Source organism: Ralstonia nicotianae, from assembly GCF_018243235.1.
Lineage (GTDB): Bacteria > Pseudomonadota > Gammaproteobacteria > Burkholderiales > Burkholderiaceae > Ralstonia > Ralstonia nicotianae.
In genome coordinates this window covers 3511256-3528873 of sequence record NZ_CP046674.1, presented here as the reverse complement: position 1 = coordinate 3528873, position 17618 = coordinate 3511256, and the positions used below count along the sequence as shown (strand labels likewise).

The following is a 17618-nucleotide window of genomic DNA, read 5'->3' as shown; positions in this document are numbered from 1 at the left end:
AGCATGGCCACCATCCTCGTTGTCGACGACGAAATGGGTATCCGGGAGTTGCTCTCCGAAATTCTCGGAGACGAAGGACACGTTGTCGAAGTCGCCGAGAACGCGCAGCAGGCGCGCGAACACCGCAACGGCGCCACGCCTGACTTGGTGCTGCTCGATATCTGGATGCCGGACACCGACGGCGTGACGCTGCTCAAGGAGTGGGCCTCGCAGGGGCTGCTGACGATGCCGGTCATCATGATGTCCGGCCACGCCACCATCGACACGGCGGTGGAAGCCACCAAGATCGGTGCGCTCAACTTCCTGGAAAAACCGATCGCCTTGCAGAAGCTGCTGGCTGCAGTGGAGCAGGGCCTGGCGCGCGGCAAGGAAAGGCCGCGCGTCTCGCCGGCGGCACCGCTGGCGGTCGCGGCCGCCAGCGGTGGGGGCAGCGTACCGCTTGCGGCTGCTGCGCAGGGGGCGGTCCTGGCGACGGATCGCGCCGACGTGAACGGTGCGCCGGTGCGCGCGGCCGAGGGCGGCGGCATGCAGTTCTCGTTCGACATGCCGCTGCGCGAGGCGCGCGATCTGTTCGAGCGCGCCTACTTCGAATACCACTTGCAGCGCGAAGGCGGCAGCATGACCCGCGTGGCGGAGAAGACAGGACTGGAGCGTACCCACCTGTACCGCAAGCTCAAGCAACTGGGCGTGGAGCTGTCGCGCAACAAGGGTGAACCGTCGGCCTGATTGGATGATTCGGTGGTGCTTGACGACAAGGGACAAGTGCTGTCATACTTACGTTTCTTTGCTTGGCCCGGTAGCTCAGTTGGTAGAGCAGCGGATTGAAAATCCGCGTGTCGGTGGTTCGATTCCGCCCCAGGCCACCAGAAATACGAAAACCCCAACCAGTTTTGGTTGGGGTTTTTTCTTTTGCGTGTGCGCAATGGAATCGGCTCCAAGGGCGCCATCCCCGCAGCTTCCCCCCCGGGTGCCAGGCACACGTCGTTTTTCCGCGATCCCCTTTACGCTTCACCGCAGCGATGGTTGTGCATGAGACGGCGCGCCTCGATAATTCCGCGGCCTTCCTGTTGTTCAACCGGCTGTTTCAATGTCCAGGCGAAAAGTGTCCGATCGATTGCAAAGCATGAAGCTCCAAATCAACTCCACGTTGATCCAAAACGTCATGTGGGCCCGGATTTGGCGGTTGCTGATCGTCGTCACCGCCGTTTGCGCTTTTGTGCCTTGGCTGCCGGTCATGCCGCAGGCAGGTCTCGACCACTCGTGGGTGCTCGGCATGAATCAAGCCGTCGCGCAGGGGCTGGTTTTCGGGCGCGACATGATCTTTACGTTCGGGCCGTATGCATCCATTTACACAAAATCGTTCCATCCGGCCACCGACCATCTGATGGTCGCCGGGGCATTGTTTCTGGGCCTGATTTACGGTGCCGGGCTCGTCCTGCTGACCCGTGAGCGCGGAGCGCTTCCGTTGGCGGGGCTATGCTTGGCGCTCGCCCTGGTTGCAGGATTGCCCCAGTCGCAGGACACCCTTCTGTTTTCCTATCCCCTGATTGTCAGCCTTTACTGTTTCGGCCTGTCGGACAAGGCAGTCTCGGATCAAAGGGCGAGGAACAGATCGACGATCAGCGTTGTTGTCCTGTTTCTGCCGTTCGGGCTGCTTCCCCTGATCAAGGGGTCGCTGGTCGCCCTGTGTCTGGCGGCTACTGTGTTTGCGGTCATTCGATTGATCAGTCTTGGGCGGCGGGAGTGGGCTATTGCGGCGCCGGTCGCGCAGGTGGTTGCGCTGATCGTCTTTTGGCTGGCGGCGGGACAGCCGCTTTCCGGATTGCCGGGCTACTTTCAATCCATGGCCCAGATCGTTTCCGGGTACACCGAGGCGATGGCATACCCGGGGGCTCCCTCGGAAATCATCCTTTATCTCATTGCCGCCGTTGTCCTGCTGGTATCGGTGTTGCGCGATAGCGGTGAAACCACGATCGGGAAGAGACTCGTACTGCTTTTGCCTTTGGTTGTTTATTTCTTCGTCGTTTTCAAGGCTGCGTTCGTCCGTCATGATGGGCATGCCTTGACGGCGGGTACGTCCATCCTGCTCGCCTCGGCCATCTTGGCTTTCCGGCTGTACAAGCGCAGCTTGTTGTTCGTTCTGTCGGTTTCTTTGGTGACGTGGATCAGCATTGATAGCCGCTATCTCGCGCTCTCGGAGGCGGCCCTGCTGGATGATGCCGTATCGCCTTATTTCTCCGCATGGGCCGGAGCGCAAGCCAGGCTTGCCGACTCCCAGGCGTTGCGCCGCGATTTCGATGCTGCGCTTGCCAAGATCCGCGCTCAGCACGCGCTTCCGCTGCGTGAAGGCACGGCGGACATCTACTCCCATGAGCAGTCTGACCTCATCGCGTCGGGAAATCGCTGGAATCCGCGGCCGGTGCTTCAGAGCTACTCGGCATATACGCCCGCACTGGCTTGGGCCAACCGGGACCACTTGCAGGGGCCTGCCGCGCCGGACACCATTTTCTTCAGGGCTGAAACCATCGATGGCCGCCTGCCCGCTCTGGACGATGGTCCGAGCTGGTTCGCCTTGCTGGGGCACTATCGGCCGGAAAATCTTCAGGGCGGTTTCCTGTCTCTGAGGAAGGAAACTTCTGCGGGGGAGCGGATCCGGTTTGATGCGGCTGGAGAGGGGCGCTTTTCGTTTGATCAGCAGGTGAGCGTTCCTGAGGGACAGGGCCCGGTATTTGTTGAGATCGACGTCGAAAAGAGCCTCGCCGGGAGGGGGATGAACACCCTCTACAAAGTGGATCCGCTGGTGATCGTACTGAATCTCGAAAACGGTGAAATGATGCAGTTCAGGCTGCCTTCCGAGATGGCGCGGTCCGGCTTCATGGTGTCGCCGGTGGTGCTGAGTGCCTCTGATTTTGGGCTCCTGTATGCGAATGCGTATGCGCAGGGCAGCCGGGTCAAGTCTTTCTTCATCCACGCTTTTGGCGGCGACTGGCAATGGAAGAATACGTACACGGTTCATTTTAAAAATGTGACGGTTGCGCCCCGGGCCGGGGCGCTGGCATCGCTGCATTTCAATCAGCCAGTCAAAGCGCCTGCCGGTACCAATATCCATGTCGTGAATCAATGCGAAGGCAGTATCGACACCGTCAATGGCGTGTCACCGTCTTCCGCCGGGTTCTCGGCGCGAGGACTGTTGCAGGTGCGCGGATGGCTCACTGTGCAGGGAGAACAGCAGCGTCTGCCGACAAAACCGCTATTGGTCCTGGGCAATGTGGAGGGTGAGCTTGCCTTCATAGAAACCCGCAGGACGATCCGGCCGGATATCGCTGCGCACTTTGGGAGTGATCTTCTGCAGTGGGCGGGCTATGACGCCATTGCGGATGTTTCCCAGGTGACCGGGGGGCGTGTGCTGGGTTTGGCCTTCGAGCAGAATGGCCAGATTGGAATCTGTCCGCAGTTCGGGGTGGCGGGCCGGTTCAGCGGTGCCGAATAAAGCATTTGAACCGTGCTGGAAAATCGTGCGGGTCACCTGACTGATGTGATGTGCAGATGAGTGATTGCCACATCTGAATTCACGCCCGTTCTTTCAATAAAAACCATTAAAAGTCGACCATCAATCGCTTTTTCGCACTGCAGCTAAGGGAATGACCTAGGCTTTTGTGTGTGTCAATCTGTCGCAGGTCTCGCTATAGTGACTCAACGCAATCAGGCGACACGCGCAAGGAGACATCATGGCACTCGTTGGCACCGGTCACCATTTCCATTTCCACGCTTTCGACGGCATCAGCCGCAAGACGCGGTTGACCTGGCTGCGCAACGCGGCGGCCCTGACGTGCCTGGCAGCGCTCATCGCGACCATGTGGGTGGGCGGCAATCTGTCGGCCCTGATGCATACGCCGATCCTGGATGGCGTTTCGCCGCTGGCGGCGGTGGTTCTGCTGGCGTGCAGCTGCATGGCGATCAGCCTGCTCAGCCTCATCGCCGCGGGGTTCTTCCAGTTCCGCATGGAGCAGCTCGATACGCTGGCGACCGCCTGAGCAGGCGGATATCCGGATCAGAGGACGGAGGCTTCGGCCTCCGTTTTTGTTTGCGCGCGCGGTTGTGGTGGCGCGTGATCCGGCGCCAGCCGGCGGTGTGCCCATCGTTCCTGTTGCCGGTCGTGTGCTGCGGCACCAGCGTTAACTTGACGCGTTTGTTTCAATGTAATAGATTTTGAAACAAATGAATCATGTTGGCCGCCGATGACCTTTGACGAGCTGATGCAGACCCTGCGCGACCGCGCAGCCGACCTGTCGCCGCAGCTGCAGCGGGCCGCGATGTTGCTGGAATCCAACCGGAGCGACATCGCGCTGTTGTCGATGCGCGACCTGGCGCGGCGCTGTGACCTGCCGCCGGCGACCTTCTCGCGGCTGGCGCGGGCGCTGGGCTTCGAGGATTTCGCCGCGCTGCGCGAGGTGTGCGTCAGCCACCTGCGCCAGCAGGCCGAAGGCTATGCCGGGCGCGCGACGGCGTTGCCGAGCACCGGCTCGGACGGGTCGGAGGCCGAGCGCATCGGCGTGGCCGTCGGTGTGCATGTGCAGATGGCGTTTTCGCCGGCCAACCTGGCGGCGCTGGAGGCCGTGGCCGATGCGCTGTGCGCTGCCCGCCGCGTTTTCCTGCTCGGCGCGCGCAGCTGCCTGGCGCTGACCCATGCGTTCGGCTATGCCGCCCAGCTGTTCGACGACAAGGTCACCGTGTGCGCCGGCCATGGCAACACGCTGGCCGATCCGATGCGCTTCTGCGGCCAGGGCGACATTGTCGTGGCCGTGACCTTCGATCCGTACACGCGCGAGGTGATCGAGGCGATGCAGTATGCGCACGCACGCGGCGCCCGCCTCGTCTACCTGACGGACAGCGCGCTTGCGCCCGGCGCGGAACTGGCTTGGCAGCAGCTGATCGCGCCGGTGGCCGTTCCGTCGTTCTTCCATTCGCTGGCGGCGCCGCTGGCGCTGCTCGATGCTCTGCTGATGGCCTGGTTCCGCCGCGCGGGGCCGGCCGCGCTGGCGCGCCTGGCCGACAGCGATGCCCAGCTCAAGCAACAGCAAGCCTATGTACGCAACGCGCGCCGTAGCGAAGCGGCCATCGCCGTGCCCGCGCAGTCCTGACCCAGCCAACCGCCTCAAGCTCCATCGACCATGACGCCCTCCACCACTTCTGTTTTCCATCGCGACCCGCGCAAGACGCTGCCGACCGCCGTCGGCGGCGAAGGCATGATGCTGATCGATGCCGAAGGCAAGCGTTACCTCGACGCCAGCGGCGGCGCGGCGGTTTCGTGCCTGGGCCATGGGCATCCGCGCGTGGTCGAGGCCATCTGCAAGCAGGTGCGCGCGCTGGCCTATGCGCACACGTCGTTCTTCACCACCGCCGTGGCGGAGGAGTTGGCCGCGCGCCTGGCCGCGGCCGCGCCGGGTGACCTGGACCATGTCTATTTCGTCTCCGGCGGCTCGGAGGCCATCGAGGCGGCGCTGAAGCTGGCGCGGCAGTACTTCGTCGAGATCGGCCAGCCGCAGCGCCAGTACTTCATCGCGCGTCGGCAGAGCTATCACGGCAACACGCTGGGCGCGCTGGCGATCGGCGGCAACGCGTGGCGGCGCGAGCCGTTCCTGCCGCTGCTGGTGCCGGCGCACCATGTGTCGCCGTGCTTCGCTTACCGCGAGCGGCGCGACGGCGAGACCGACGCGCAATACGTGCAGCGCCTGGCCGACGAGCTGGACGCCAAGATCGTCGAGCTGGGGGCGGACCGCGTCGCCGCGTTCATCGCCGAGACGGTGGTGGGCGCCACGGCCGGCGCGGTGCCGCCGGTGGCCGATTACTTCCGCAAGATCCGAGCGGTGTGCGACCGCCACGGCGTGCTGCTGATCCTGGACGAGGTGATGTCCGGCATGGGCCGCACCGGCCATCTCTTCGCGTGCGAGGAGGACGGCGTGGTGCCCGACCTGATCGCCATCGCCAAGGGGCTGGGCGGCGGCTACCAGCCGATCGGCGCGATGATCGCCAGCGACCGCATCTATGACGCGATCACGCGCGGCTCGGGCTTCTTCCAGCACGGCCACACCTACATCGGCCATGCCACGGCGTGCGCGGCGGCGCTGGAGGTGCAGAAGGTGATCGCCGAAGAGAACCTGCTCGCCAATGTGCTGGCGCGCGGCGAGCAGTTGCGCGCTGCGCTGCGCGAGCGCTTTGCCGCGCATCCGCACGTGGGCGACGTGCGCGGCCGCGGCCTGTTCGTCGGCGTGGAGCTGGTGGCGGACCGGGGCACCAAGGCGCCTCTGCCGCCCGCGCGCAAGACGCACGCGCGCGTGCGGGCCGAGGCGATGCAGCGCGGCCTGATGGTGTATCCGATGGGCGGCACCATCGACGGCCAGCGCGGCGACCACATCCTGCTGGCGCCGCCGTTCATCGCCACCGCGCAGGACATCGACGCGATCGTCGCGCGCCTGGGCGACGCGGTCGAGGCGGCCACCGCCAACGCGCTGGAGGCGGCATGACGCTGCCGCTGTCCATCGCCGTCGCGCCCAACGGTGCGCGCAAGACCCGCGCCGACCATCCCGCGCTGCCGATCACGCCGGACGAGCTGGCCGCCTGCGCCCGCCAGTGCGTCGATGCCGGCGCGGCGATGCTGCATCTGCATGTGCGCCGCGCCGACGGCACGCACAGCCTGGAGCCCGACGACTACCGCCCGGCCATCGCCCGCGTGAAGCAGGCGGTGGGTGATGCGCTGGTGATCCAGATCACCACCGAGGCGGTCGGCATCTACGGCCCCGCGCAGCAGATGGCGTCGGTGCGCGCGCTGCGGCCGGAGGCGATTTCCGCTGCGCTGCGCGAACTGGTGCCGAATGACGTGAATGCGGCCGCGCACGAGGCCGAGGCAGCGCGCTTTTTCGCCGAGCTGGCCGCGGCGCGCACGGCCATCCAGTACATCCTCTATTCCGACGACGACGTGGTGCGCTACCGCGACCTGCGCGCGCGCGGCGTGCTGCCCGATGCGCCGCACTGGGTGCTGTTCGTGCTCGGCCGCTACAGCGCGGGGCAGCGCTCCGAGCCGGCCGACCTGCTGCCCTTCCTGCGCGCCTGGGCCGACGGCGGCGAGCTCACCGCCGGCGTGCCGTGGGCCATGTGCGCCTTCGGGCCGCGCGAGGCCGATTGCGCGCTGGCCGCCGCGCTGCTGGGCGGCCACGTTCGGCTCGGCTTCGAGAACAACATGGCGTTGCCCGACGGCAGCCCCGCGCCCGACAACGCCGCGCTCGTGGCCCACTTCCGCCGCCATACCGATGCGCTGCACCGGCCGCTCGCCAGCGCGGCCGACCTGCGCGCGTGGTTTGCCCGCTAGCGCACGTACCGCTTTCTCACCTCGATCCCATCCCTTAGACGGCACAAGCCGCGCCACGCAACCATTGGAGGAATCATGCGTTTCACCCTTCGCTGTATCCCGCTCGCGCTGGCCGGCGCGATCGCTGCGTCCGTCCTGCCCGCGCAGGCCGAGGCGCTCGACGGCACGCTCAAGAAGATCCAGGACAGCAACACCATCCTGATCGGCGTGCGCGAATCGTCGATTCCGTTTTCGTATCGCGACAGCAAGAACCAGATCATCGGCTTCTCGGCCGACCTGTGCTCGCGCGTGATCGATGCGGTCAAGCAGAAGGTCGGCAAACCGGACCTGCAGGTGCAGCAGATTCCCGTCACCTCGCAGAACCGCACGGCGCTGGTGCAGAACGGCTCGGTGGACCTGGAGTGCGGCGTGACCACGCACCTGAAGTCGCGCGAGCAGCAGACGGCGTTCTCGACCACCTTCTTCATTGCCGCCACGCGCCTGCTGACCAGCACGCATTCGGGCGTGAAGGACTTCCCGGATCTGGCCGGCAAGTCGGTCATCACCAATGCCGGCACCACGTCGGAGCGCATCCTGCGCAAGATGAACGACGAGAAGAAGATGAACATGAACGTCATCAGCGGCAAGGACTACGGCGAGTCTTTCCTGACGCTGCAGAGCGGCCGCGTGCAGGCCTTCATGATGGATGACGTGCTGCTGGCCGGCGCGCGCACGCTGGCGCAGAAGCCGGCCGACTGGGTCGTGACCGGCACGCCGCAGTCGTTCGAGGCCTACGGCTTCATGCTGCGCAAGGATGATCCCCAGTTCAAGAAGCTGGTGGACGACACCCTTACCGGCGTCATGAAACGCGGCGAGATCAGCACGCTGTATGCCAAGTGGTTCGAGAAGCCGGTGCCGCCCAAGGGCGTCAACTTCGGCTTCCCGATGAGCGAGCAGCTCAAGGCGCTGTACACCAGTCCGAACGACACGCCGTTCGAGTAAGCATCAGAGGCCGGCCTGCGCGACGGCCTCGATGCGGGCCACGTGCACGGCCTGCTTGATGTGCGCGGGGTTGTCGGCGTAGCGCTTGGCGACGGCGCCGGCATCGATCGATGCGGCGGCCTGCAGGGCCCGCAGCAGCCGCTCGGGCTGCGGGTAGTCGCGCTGCTCGAAGCCCAGGCGGCCGCGCGCGTCGGCCTCGCACGCCAGCAGCGCCTGGCGGAAGCGCTCGGGTTTGCGCAGCGCGTCGCAGCGCTCCAGCAGGCGCACCAGCGCGGTGGCGTCGAACCCGTCGCTGCGGTGGATGTTGCCGTGCTCGCGCGCCACCATGATGGCCAGGTCGCGGCAGTCGGTGGGCACGCGCAGGCGCCGGCAGATCTCTTCGATCATCGGCAGGCCGCGCGCTTCGTGGCCGACGTGGCGCGGCAGGATGTCGGCGGGCGTGGTGCCCTTGCCGAGATCGTGCACCAGCGCGGCAAAGCGCACCGGCAGCGGCGTGTCCATGGCGGCGGCGGTGTCGACGACCATCATGGTGTGCACGCCGGTGTCGACCTCGGGGTGATAGTCGGCGCGCTGCGGCACGCCCCACAGCCGGTCGAGCTCGGGCAGCAGGCGGACCAGCGCACCGCAGTCGCGCAGCACGGCGAACAGGCGCGACGGCCGCGCCTCCAGCAGCCCGCGCGCCAGTTCCTGCCAGACCCGCTCGGGCACCAGCGCGTCCACCTCGCCGGCCTCGGCCATGCGCTGCATCAGCGCGCGGGTCTCGGGGGCGACGTGGAACTCGGCGAAGCGCGCGGCAAAGCGCGCCACGCGCAGGATGCGCACCGGGTCTTCGACGAAGGCCTCGGAGACGTGGCGGAAGGTGCGCGAGGCGAGATCCGCCTGCCCGCCGTACGGGTCGATGACGGGGCCGACCAGCGCGCCGTCCTCCGCCACGCGCTGCGCCATCGCGTTGATGGTCAGGTCACGGCGGATCAGGTCGTCTTCGAGCGTGACGTCGGGGGCGTAGTAGACCGAGAAGCCCTTGTAGCCGGCCGCCGTCTTGCGCTCGGTGCGCGCCAGAGCGTACTCGGCCTGCGTGCGCGGGTGCAGGAAGACCGGGAAATCCTTGCCCACGGTGCGGAAGCCGCGCGCCTCCATCGCCTCGGGCGTGGCGCCGACGACGACGTAGTCGCGGTCCTGCACGGGCAGGCCCAGCAGGGTGTCGCGAATGGCGCCGCCCACGGCATACACGTCGAGCCCGTGCGTGGCCGGATCGACGATGGCGTCACCGGCCGATGCTGCGTGTTGCGTCATTGGTTGGCGGCGACCAGCGTGTCTTCGTCCAGCGCGGTCCGGTAGGGTTCATCGTCGGCCAGGAAGTCGTGTTCGCCGCGCGCGCTCTCGATCCATTCCTGCATCGCGCTCAGGTTGAGGATGTGATCGGCATAGGCCTTGGCCAGCTCGGGCAGGCGTACGCCGTACGTGGCGAAGCGGCTGACGACCGGCGCATAGAAGGCGTCCGCCACCGTGAAGTGGCCGAACAGGAACGGGCCCTCGGCGGCGTATTTCTGGCGCAGCTCGGTCCAGATCTGGGCGATGCGGTCGACGTCGCGCTGCACGGCGACGTTCCAGCCCATGCCCGGTAGCACGGCGGTCACGTTCATCGGCATCTGGCCGCGCAGGGCGGTGAAGCCGGTGTGCATCTCGGCACAGATCGAACGGGCATGCGCACGCGCCTTCGGATCTTCCGGCCACAGGCGCGCGCGCGGAAAGCGCTCGGCGAGCGTCTCGCAGATCGCCAGCGAATCCCACACGGTGAGGTCGCCGTCGACCAGCACCGGCACGCGGCCGGCCGGCGAGTAACGGCGGACCTCCGCGGCAAAGCTCTCCGAGCCCAGGCGCAGGCGGATCTCCTCGAACGGAATGCCGGCCTGCCGGGCCAGCAGCCAGGGGCGCAGCGACCACGACGAGTAGTTCTTGTTGCCGATCACCAGTTTCATGTTTCCCGTCCTTGGAGCGTGTTGTTGTGGGGGCCGCGCGACCGGGGATCGCCGCCGATCGGGCATGGCGGCGGGCGGCCCCGGGGAGCGGATCATTCTAGCCCTGCGATGCTGCGCGGCCAAACGAATCCGTTTGCCCACGGTTGTGAAATGGGCTCACTACGCCACGCCACCGGCAGGGCGGCGTGGCCCTAGCGATGGGCACGCGCCCGCGCATCGCCGAGCCTGCCGTTGGGGCCGCGCCCAGCCAGGGTCGCGGTCATCACGGCTTCCATGCCCAGCGGGTGGATGTCGAGCTCCGGGGCGATCGGCTCGGCGCTGATGTTGTCGATGCGCATGGAGTCGAGGTTGTCGCGCGAGAGCGGCGAGCCGGGCAACTGCTCGAACAGCGTGGCCTGCAGGCGGCCCATGGCATCCGACAGCGGCACGATCCAGCGCGGGTGGCCGCTGGCCGTGCCGGCGAAGCGCACCAGCTCGGCCAGCGTGTAGACGCGCGGGCCGACCAGCGGATAGACGTGGCCGAAGGTGGCCGGGTTGTCCAGCGCGTGGGCGAACGCCGCGGCCACGTCATCCACGTACACGGGCTGGAAGCGCGCCTCGGCGCGGGCCAGCGGCACGAACGGCGCGAGGCGCTGCAGGCGCGCGAACAGGTTGAGGAAGTGATCGCCGGGGCCGAACACGACGGACGGGCGGAACACCGTCCAGTCCAGGTCGCTGCCGGTGACGATGCGCTCGCCGTCGCCCTTGCTGCGCTGGTACATCGATGGGCCGGCCGGATCGGCGCCCAGCGCGCTCATGTGCAGCAGGCGCTTCACCCCATGGCGCCGGCAGGCGTCCACCACGCGGCGCGGCAGGTCGACATGGGCGCGGCGGAAGGCTGGGCCGTAGGGCGCGGCGCGCACGTCCTGCAGGACGCCCACCAGGTTGATCACGGCGCAGTGTTCGCCGCCGCCCTCGGTGAGCGCGAGGAACAGTGCATCGAGGGCGTCGTCGGCGTGCACGTCGGCTTCCATCACGTCCACGCGCGGCAGCAGCGTCAGGTTGTGTGCCCGGGCAGATTCCGCGTCGCGGGTCGGCACGATGACGCGGCCGTCGGGCAGTCCGGGCGCGGCAAAGGTTTCGGTGACGAGGCGCGACAGCAGCTGGGTGCCGATGAATCCGGTGCCGCCCAGCACGAGCAGGTTGGAGGTTCGCATGATCGTGTTCCGGAGGGAAGGAACAGAAAAACAATAGGCCGCGCGCGCCGATACCGACAAGGCGCGCGTCAGGCACCGCGTGATCGCCATGGCGCATCTGTGCGCGGGCAAAAAAAAACGCCCGCAGCAGGTGCGGGCGCGGCGATGCGATGGCGGTGCGGCCTACGGCAGATCGTCCGGCGTCACGGCCTCGGGCGCGACCTTGCCCAGGCGGTCTTTCAGCGATTGCGGCCGGCCGGTCAGCAGGGCACCGTAGTAGGTGGCGTTCGACAGTACGTTCTTCACGTAGGTGCGGGTCTCGTTGAAGGGGATGGTCTCGGCGAAGATCGCGCCTTCCACCGGGCGCGTCAGCGTGGAGCGCCAGCGCTTGGGCCGGCCGGGGCCGGCGTTGTAGCCGGCGGTGGCCAGCGTCATCGAGCTGTCGAGGTCGGTCAGGATCATCGACAGGTAGCTGGTGCCGAGCAGCACGTTGGTATCGATGTCGCTCATCTGCGAGGGACGGAAGGCGGGCAGGCCGATCTTCTTGGCGACGCGCTTGGCGGTCTCGGGCATCACCTGCATCAGGCCCGATGCGCCCACCGAGGAGCGCGCGTCCATGATGAAGCGCGATTCCTGGCGGATCAGGCCGTAGGTCCAGGCGACGTCCAGGCCGACGGCATCGGCGTTGCGCTCGACCACGTTGCGGAACGGCATCGGGAAGCGCAGCGAGAAGTCATGCTCGTTGCGGGTCTTGTCGGCCGAGTTGACGGTGCGGTCGAGCATGCCGAGCTTGCGGCCATACTCCGCCGCCGCCAGCAGCTCGCGGTCGCTCATGTTGCGCAGCTCCCAGTTCCACTCGCGGTTGCCCTCGAAGCGCAGGTTCAGGTCATACAGCCGCTTGGCGCGGCCGAAGCCCGGATGGTTGCGGCCCATCGGGTCGATCTCGGCATCGGTCACGGCCGTGCGCTGCGGCACGGTGATGCGCTGGCCGAGCTCTTCCAGCGCCAACTGGCCATAGAAGTTGAACTGCCCGGCGATCGACTGGAACTGCTGCTTCGCGTCCTCGTTGCGGCCGTCGGCCTTGAGCGCACGGCCGTACCAGTAGGTCCAGGCCGGATCGCGGCTGCGCAGCGGCGCGCGCATCGAATCGATGGCCTGGCGCACCATCTTCCAGTCGCCGGCGCGCAGGGCGGTGCGCACGCGCCATTCCTGCGAGTCGTCCGACAGCCAGGCGTCGCCGCCCAGCGTCATCTGGCGGCGGTAGGCGTCGAGCGCATCGGGCGTCTGCTTCTTGGCGGCGTACTGGCCGATCACGCCCCAGCCCGCGCCCTGCTCTTCCTTCGACAGGCCGCCGCTTTGCGCCATCAGGTAGGCGGTGGCCTGCGACGGGTCGCTGCGCGCCATGCGCGTGACGTTGGCGAGCGTATCGTTGTCGACCCGGTCGCCCTCCGGCAGCATGGCGGCGATGCGCGCGGCCTGCGTGATGAGGTTCTGCTCCAGCGACAGCCGCGCCGCGAAGGCGACGTCGGCGCGCGCGAGCTGGCCGGACTGGGCGAGATAACCGATCAGGTCGACGCAGCCCTCGCCGTAGCCCTTGGGATCGGACAGGGTGTTGCGCGCGTCGGCGGCCACGTTCTGGCCCTTCATTGCGCGCGACAGCAGCGCGTAGCACTCGACCTGGGTGTCGTCCTTGAGCACGAACTGCGGGTATTCGGCGTCGAAGGTGGCCCAGTCGCGCTTCTTGCCGAGCACCAGCAGCCAGTCGTTGCGCAGGCGGTCGGCGATGGCCTCGCCCTTGTAGCGCTGCAGGAACGAGCGGATCTCGTCTTCCGGCGCATCTGTGCGCGCGTAGCCGCTGGCGTCGAACAGCTGCGGCTTGATGCGGAAATACTGGACGTAGGATGGGATCGGGTAGTCGGACAGGCTGTCCGCGAGCTCCCAGCTGCGGGCCACGTCGTTGCGGCGCGCGGCGTTGCGCAACTCGACGAAGGCATCGTCCGGATTGGCCGGAATGACCTGCAGCGCCGGCCGCTTGCCGGCCACCGCCAGGGGCACCGGCCCCACCGCGCCCATGCCGATCACGCCCGCGAAAGCCAGCGCCACCGCGCGATATACTGCCTTGCCCTTCACTGTCATTTCCTGCCCCATCACCGTTACGGTGCGCTGATTATCCCATGCCATCCTTCGGCAACCCGCACGATCCGGCCCACCCGACCACACCGGTCGAATCGCGCCGCGCCCTGCGCGCCATGCTGCTGCACGCGCGCGCCGCGCTGCCGGACCGGGTCGCGCACGACGGCGCGCTGGCCCGCCACCTGGGCGGGCTGCTGCATGCCCTGCCCGTCCGGTGCCTGGCGGCCTACTGGCCCACGCAGGGCGAGTTCGACGCGCTCGGCGTGCTGGGTCACTGGCTGGCGGCCGACACGGCGCGCCGCGCGCTGCTGCCCGTGGTGACTGACAAGTTTTCACCGCTGCAGTTTCGGCGCTGGACGCCCGATTGCGAAATGGCGCCGGGCGCCTACGGCATCCCCATCCCCCGCGCGGGCGAGGCTGAGACGCCCGATGCCCTGCTGGTGCCGTGCGTGGGCTTCGATGCGCACCGCTATCGCATCGGCTACGGCGGCGGCTTCTACGACCGCACGCTGGCCGCGCTGCATGCCGCGGGGCACCGGCCGCGCACCATCGGCATCGCCTTCGAAGCCAACCGGCTGGAGTCGATCGCGCCGCAGCCGCACGATATCGCGCTCGACTGCATCGTGACCGAGCACGGCGTGTTCTGACGCGCGGCCGCAAGCCCGCCTGGGACGGCCGGTTCTTCCCCCGTCCGGATCGTTGCATGGTGATGCGCGCGGGTGTCGCGGCACTGGCGGATCAGCGCTTGGCGCGTGCCGTGGTCTTCCTGGCGGGGGCCTTCTTCTTCGCACCGGCCTGCCCGGCGGCGGCGGACTTGGCCGGCGCGCGCTTCGGCCTGGCGGCTTTGGCGTTCGCCGCGCGCCGCGCGGCTTCGATGGCCAGGCGGACCCAGTCGCGCAGCGGCTGGCCGCCGTCGAGCGCATCGGCCGGCGTGCTGAGGTAGCCGGTCATGGTGATGGTGCGGCCTTCGCGCTCGTACTGGAACGGGGTGCCGCCCTCGGCAGCGAAGCGCGCACGCGTGGCATCGTCCACGCGCAGGTAGCAGGTGCCCCGGATCACCAGCGCGAAGACGATGTCGTCGTGATACAGCCCCGCCCCGCCGAACATCCGGCGCGCGCGGATCTCGCCGATCTGCGCGGCCAGCGGCTGCAGTTCGTCCAGCAGCCAGGCGATCAGCGGGTCGGGGGCGGTTGCCATGGCGTGCGCTACAGCCCCAGCCGCTGCCAGATCGCGCGCGTGGCGGCGGCCGCGTTGAGCGTGTAGAAATGCAGGCCCGGTGCGCCCCCCGCGAGCAGCCGGTCGCACAGCGCCGTCACCACGTCCAGGCCGAAGGCGCGGATCGATTCGCGGTCGTCGCCGAAGCTCTCCAGCCGCTTGGCGATCCAGCGCGGGATCTCCGCGCCGCACATCTCCGAGAAGCGCATCAGCTGCGACGAATTGGTGATCGGCATGATGCCCGGCACGATGGGCACATCCACGCCCAGCTTGCGCGCGTCGTCGACGAACTGGAAGTAGGCGTCGGCGTTGAAGAAGTACTGCGTGATGGCGGAGTTGGCGCCGGCCTTGACCTTGCGGGCGAAATTCTCCAGGTCCTGGCGCGACGAGCGTGCCTGCGGGTGGTACTCGGGATACGCCGCCACCTCGATGTGGAAGGTGTCGTTCATCTCCTTGCGGATGAACTCGACCAGCTCGTTGGCGAAGCGGAACTCGCCGATCTCGCCCATGCCCGAGGGCATGTCGCCGCGCAGCGCGACGATGCGGCGGATGCCGTGCTCACGATACGTGTCGAGGATGGCGCGGATGCTCTCGCGCGACGAGCCCACGCACGACAGGTGCGGCGCGGCCTCGATGCCTTCGCGCTGGATCTCCACCACGGCGTCGAGCGTGCCCTGCTGCGTGGTGCCGCCCGCCCCGAAGGTCACGGAAATGAAGCGCGGCTTGAGGGGGCTGAGCTGCGCGCGCGTGTTGCGCAGCTTCTCGGCGCCTTCCGCCGTCTTGGGCGGGAAGAATTCGAAACTGAATTGACGGTCTTGCATAACGGAGATGTGCTCAATCGCGCAGCAGCAGGCTGGAGAGCAGCCACGAGATCACGCTGTACAGCACCGAGCCCAGCAGTGCCGCGCCGAAGCTGGCCACATGGAAGCCTGCCAGCACGTTGCCGACAAACATGAACAGCAGTGCGTTGATGACGAAGATGAACAGCCCGAGCGTGAGGACCGTCACCGGCAGGGTGAGGATGACCAGGATCGGACGGATCAGCGTATTGACGAGGCCCAGCACCAGCGCCGCGATCAGCGCGGAGGTGAAGCCGTTGACGTGGATGCCGTTGAGCAGGTAAGCAACAAGAAGCAACGCCAGCGCGTTGATGACCCAGACAGCGAGCAGTCTCATGGTGAGCCTCGGGTTGAATGCCGCCGCCGGCGCGGGATGCACCGGCGGGCGGATACTGCGGGCAGCTTAATAGCGATAGTGGTCGGCCTTGTACGGGCCTTCCTTGCTCACGCCGATGTAGGCGGCCTGTTTGTCGGTCAGCACGGTCAGCTGCGCGTTCAGCTTCTTGAGCTGCAGGCGCGCGACCTTCTCGTCGAGATGCTTGGGCAGCGTGTAGACGCCCACCGGGTACTTGCTCGAGCCCTTCTGCGCCTCGGTCCACAGCTCGATCTGGGCGATGGTCTGGTTGGCGAACGAACTGCTCATCACGTACGACGGATGGCCGGTGGCGCAGCCCAGGTTCACCAGGCGGCCCTTGGCCAGGATGATGATCTTCTTGCCGTCGGGGAAGATCACGTGATCGACCTGCGGCTTGATCTCTTCCCACTGGTACTGCTCGACCGAGGCGATGTCGATCTCGTTGTCGAAGTGGCCGATGTTGCAGACGATGGCCTGGTCTTTCATCTTGGCCATGTGGTCGTGCGTGATGACGTGGTAGTTGCCGGTGCAGGTGACGAAGATGTCGCCGTGCTCGGCGGCGTAGTCCATGGTCACCACGCGGTAGCCTTCCATGGCGGCCTGCAGCGCGCAGATCGGGTCGATTTCGGTCACCCACACCTGCGCCGACAGCGCGCGCAGCGCCTGCGCCGAGCCCTTGCCCACATCGCCGTAGCCGGCCACGACGGCCACCTTGCCGGCGATCATCACGTCGGTCGCGCGCTTGATGCCGTCGACCAGCGATTCACGGCAGCCGTACAGGTTGTCGAACTTGCTCTTGGTGACCGAGTCGTTGACGTTGATGGCCGGGAAGCGCAGCTCGCCGCGCTGGGCCATCTGGTACAGGCGGTGCACGCCGGTGGTGGTCTCTTCGGTCACGCCCTTGATGGCGTCGAGGTTGCGGCTGTAGAACGTCGCGTCCTTGGCCAGCTTTTCCTTGATCGCGGCGAACAGGAAGGTTTCTTCCTCGCTGCCCGGCTTGGCGATCACCGAGGCGTCCTGCTCAGCCTTGGCGCCCAGGTGCAGCAGCAGCGTGGCGTCGCCGCCGTCGTCCAGGATCATGTTGGGTGTGCCGCCGTCGGCCCATTCGAAGATGCGGTGCGTGAAGTCCCAGTATTCCTTGAGCGACTCGCCCTTGAACGCGAACACCGGCGTACCCGATGCAGCGATGGCGGCGGCGGCGTGGTCCTGCGTCGAGAAGATGTTGCACGAGGCCCAGCGCACGTCGGCGCCGAGCGCCTTGAGCGTCTCGATCAGCACGGCGGTCTGGATGGTCATGTGCAGCGAGCCGGCGATGCGCGCGCCCTTGAGCGGCTGGCTCGCGGCAAATTCGTCGCGGATCGCCATCAGGCCCGGCATTTCGGTCTCGGCGATGGCGATTTCCTTGCGGCCCCAGTCGGCCAGCTTGATGTCGGCGACGAGGTAGTCGTGTTTCAGATCGGTCACAGCGTTCATGGATCACTCCGGAAAAAAGGTGACCGCACGCTGGGGAGATCGCCCGGCCGCGGGTTGCGCGGGTGCCGGTGGAACGGGGCCGATGCCCCGGATGGATACGCT

General features: G+C 67.2%; 16 protein-coding genes and 1 tRNA gene. 9 read left to right on the top strand and 8 right to left on the bottom strand.

Translation table 11 applies throughout. The features are described from left to right. Window positions 1-3 precede the first annotated feature (3 nt). The 8 genes from GO999_RS16315 to GO999_RS16280 all read left to right on the top strand — a co-directional run bounded on the left by GO999_RS16315 (window position 4) and on the right by GO999_RS16280 (window position 8347). Window positions 4-726: a response regulator gene (locus GO999_RS16315; protein ID WP_019717342.1), complete on the top strand. Its 723-nt coding sequence runs from the start codon at window positions 4-6 to the stop codon at window positions 724-726. 64 nt (window positions 727-790) lie between these two features. Next, window positions 791-866, top strand: a tRNA-Phe gene (locus tag GO999_RS16310). A gap of 257 nt (window positions 867-1123) precedes the next feature. Then, window positions 1124-3490 carry a hypothetical protein gene (locus GO999_RS16305; RefSeq protein WP_248173115.1) on the top strand — a complete coding sequence of 789 codons (2367 nt, stop codon included), beginning with the start codon at window positions 1124-1126 and terminating at the stop codon, window positions 3488-3490. Between the two features lie 238 nt (window positions 3491-3728). Beyond that, complete coding sequence (locus tag GO999_RS16300; protein ID WP_011000047.1) at window positions 3729-4034, top strand: hypothetical protein; 306 nt, start codon at window positions 3729-3731, stop codon at window positions 4032-4034. Window positions 4035-4238: 204 nt separating this feature from the next. Further along, window positions 4239-5141, top strand: a complete 903-nt coding sequence (locus GO999_RS16295) for a MurR/RpiR family transcriptional regulator (protein ID WP_016722598.1) — start codon at window positions 4239-4241, stop codon at window positions 5139-5141. Window positions 5142-5171: 30 nt separating this feature from the next. After that, on the top strand, window positions 5172-6524 hold the full coding sequence (locus GO999_RS16290) for an aspartate aminotransferase family protein (protein WP_020830859.1): 1353 nt from the start codon (window positions 5172-5174) through the stop codon (window positions 6522-6524). Further along, window positions 6521-7366: a beta-keto acid cleavage family enzyme gene (locus tag GO999_RS16285; RefSeq protein ID WP_028860045.1), complete on the top strand. Its 846-nt coding sequence runs from the start codon at window positions 6521-6523 to the stop codon at window positions 7364-7366. The genes GO999_RS16290 and GO999_RS16285 overlap by 4 nt, the downstream gene beginning before the upstream one ends. A 75-nt stretch (window positions 7367-7441) precedes the next feature. Further along, window positions 7442-8347, top strand: a complete 906-nt coding sequence (locus GO999_RS16280; RefSeq protein ID WP_011000051.1) for a transporter substrate-binding domain-containing protein — start codon at window positions 7442-7444, stop codon at window positions 8345-8347. A gap of 3 nt (window positions 8348-8350) precedes the next feature. Here GO999_RS16280 and GO999_RS16275 read toward each other — a convergent pair whose 3' ends face one another. The 4 genes from GO999_RS16275 to GO999_RS16260 all read right to left on the bottom strand — a co-directional run bounded on the left by GO999_RS16275 (window position 8351) and on the right by GO999_RS16260 (window position 13637). After that, complete coding sequence (locus tag GO999_RS16275; protein WP_020830861.1) at window positions 8351-9640, bottom strand: multifunctional CCA addition/repair protein; 1290 nt, start codon at window positions 9638-9640, stop codon at window positions 8351-8353. Next, a complete protein-coding gene (locus tag GO999_RS16270) occupies window positions 9637-10326 on the bottom strand; it encodes a glutathione S-transferase family protein (RefSeq protein WP_011000053.1) in 690 nt (229 codons plus the stop codon). Before GO999_RS16270 ends, GO999_RS16275 begins: the two co-directional genes overlap by 4 nt. Window positions 10327-10517: 191 nt before the next feature. After that, on the bottom strand, window positions 10518-11522 hold the full coding sequence (locus GO999_RS16265; RefSeq protein ID WP_011000054.1) for a complex I NDUFA9 subunit family protein: 1005 nt from the start codon (window positions 11520-11522) through the stop codon (window positions 10518-10520). 162 nt (window positions 11523-11684) lie between these two features. Further along, on the bottom strand, window positions 11685-13637 hold the full coding sequence (locus tag GO999_RS16260) for a lytic transglycosylase domain-containing protein (protein WP_071012338.1): 1953 nt from the start codon (window positions 13635-13637) through the stop codon (window positions 11685-11687). 38 nt (window positions 13638-13675) lie between these two features. On the opposite strand from GO999_RS16260, the gene GO999_RS16255 reads away from it, so the two are divergent. Further along, the gene (locus GO999_RS16255; RefSeq protein ID WP_011000056.1) at window positions 13676-14281 is read left to right on the top strand and encodes a 5-formyltetrahydrofolate cyclo-ligase; all 606 of its coding nucleotides are present in this window, start codon (window positions 13676-13678) and stop codon (window positions 14279-14281) included. 91 nt (window positions 14282-14372) lie between these two features. On the opposite strand, the gene GO999_RS16250 is transcribed toward GO999_RS16255, so the two are convergent. From GO999_RS16250 to ahcY, 4 genes are all read right to left on the bottom strand, one after another. After that, the gene (locus tag GO999_RS16250) at window positions 14373-14831 is read right to left on the bottom strand and encodes a TfoX/Sxy family protein (RefSeq protein ID WP_211906406.1); all 459 of its coding nucleotides are present in this window, start codon (window positions 14829-14831) and stop codon (window positions 14373-14375) included. An 8-nt stretch (window positions 14832-14839) separates the two neighbouring features. After that, a complete protein-coding gene (gene metF, locus GO999_RS16245) occupies window positions 14840-15670 on the bottom strand; it encodes a methylenetetrahydrofolate reductase [NAD(P)H] (RefSeq protein WP_011000058.1) in 831 nt (276 codons plus the stop codon). A gap of 13 nt (window positions 15671-15683) precedes the next feature. After that, window positions 15684-16025: a phage holin family protein gene (locus tag GO999_RS16240; protein WP_011000059.1), complete on the bottom strand. Its 342-nt coding sequence runs from the start codon at window positions 16023-16025 to the stop codon at window positions 15684-15686. Between the two features lie 66 nt (window positions 16026-16091). Next, the gene (gene ahcY / locus GO999_RS16235) at window positions 16092-17516 is read right to left on the bottom strand and encodes an adenosylhomocysteinase (RefSeq protein ID WP_011000060.1); all 1425 of its coding nucleotides are present in this window, start codon (window positions 17514-17516) and stop codon (window positions 16092-16094) included. Window positions 17517-17618: the final 102 nt, after the last annotated feature.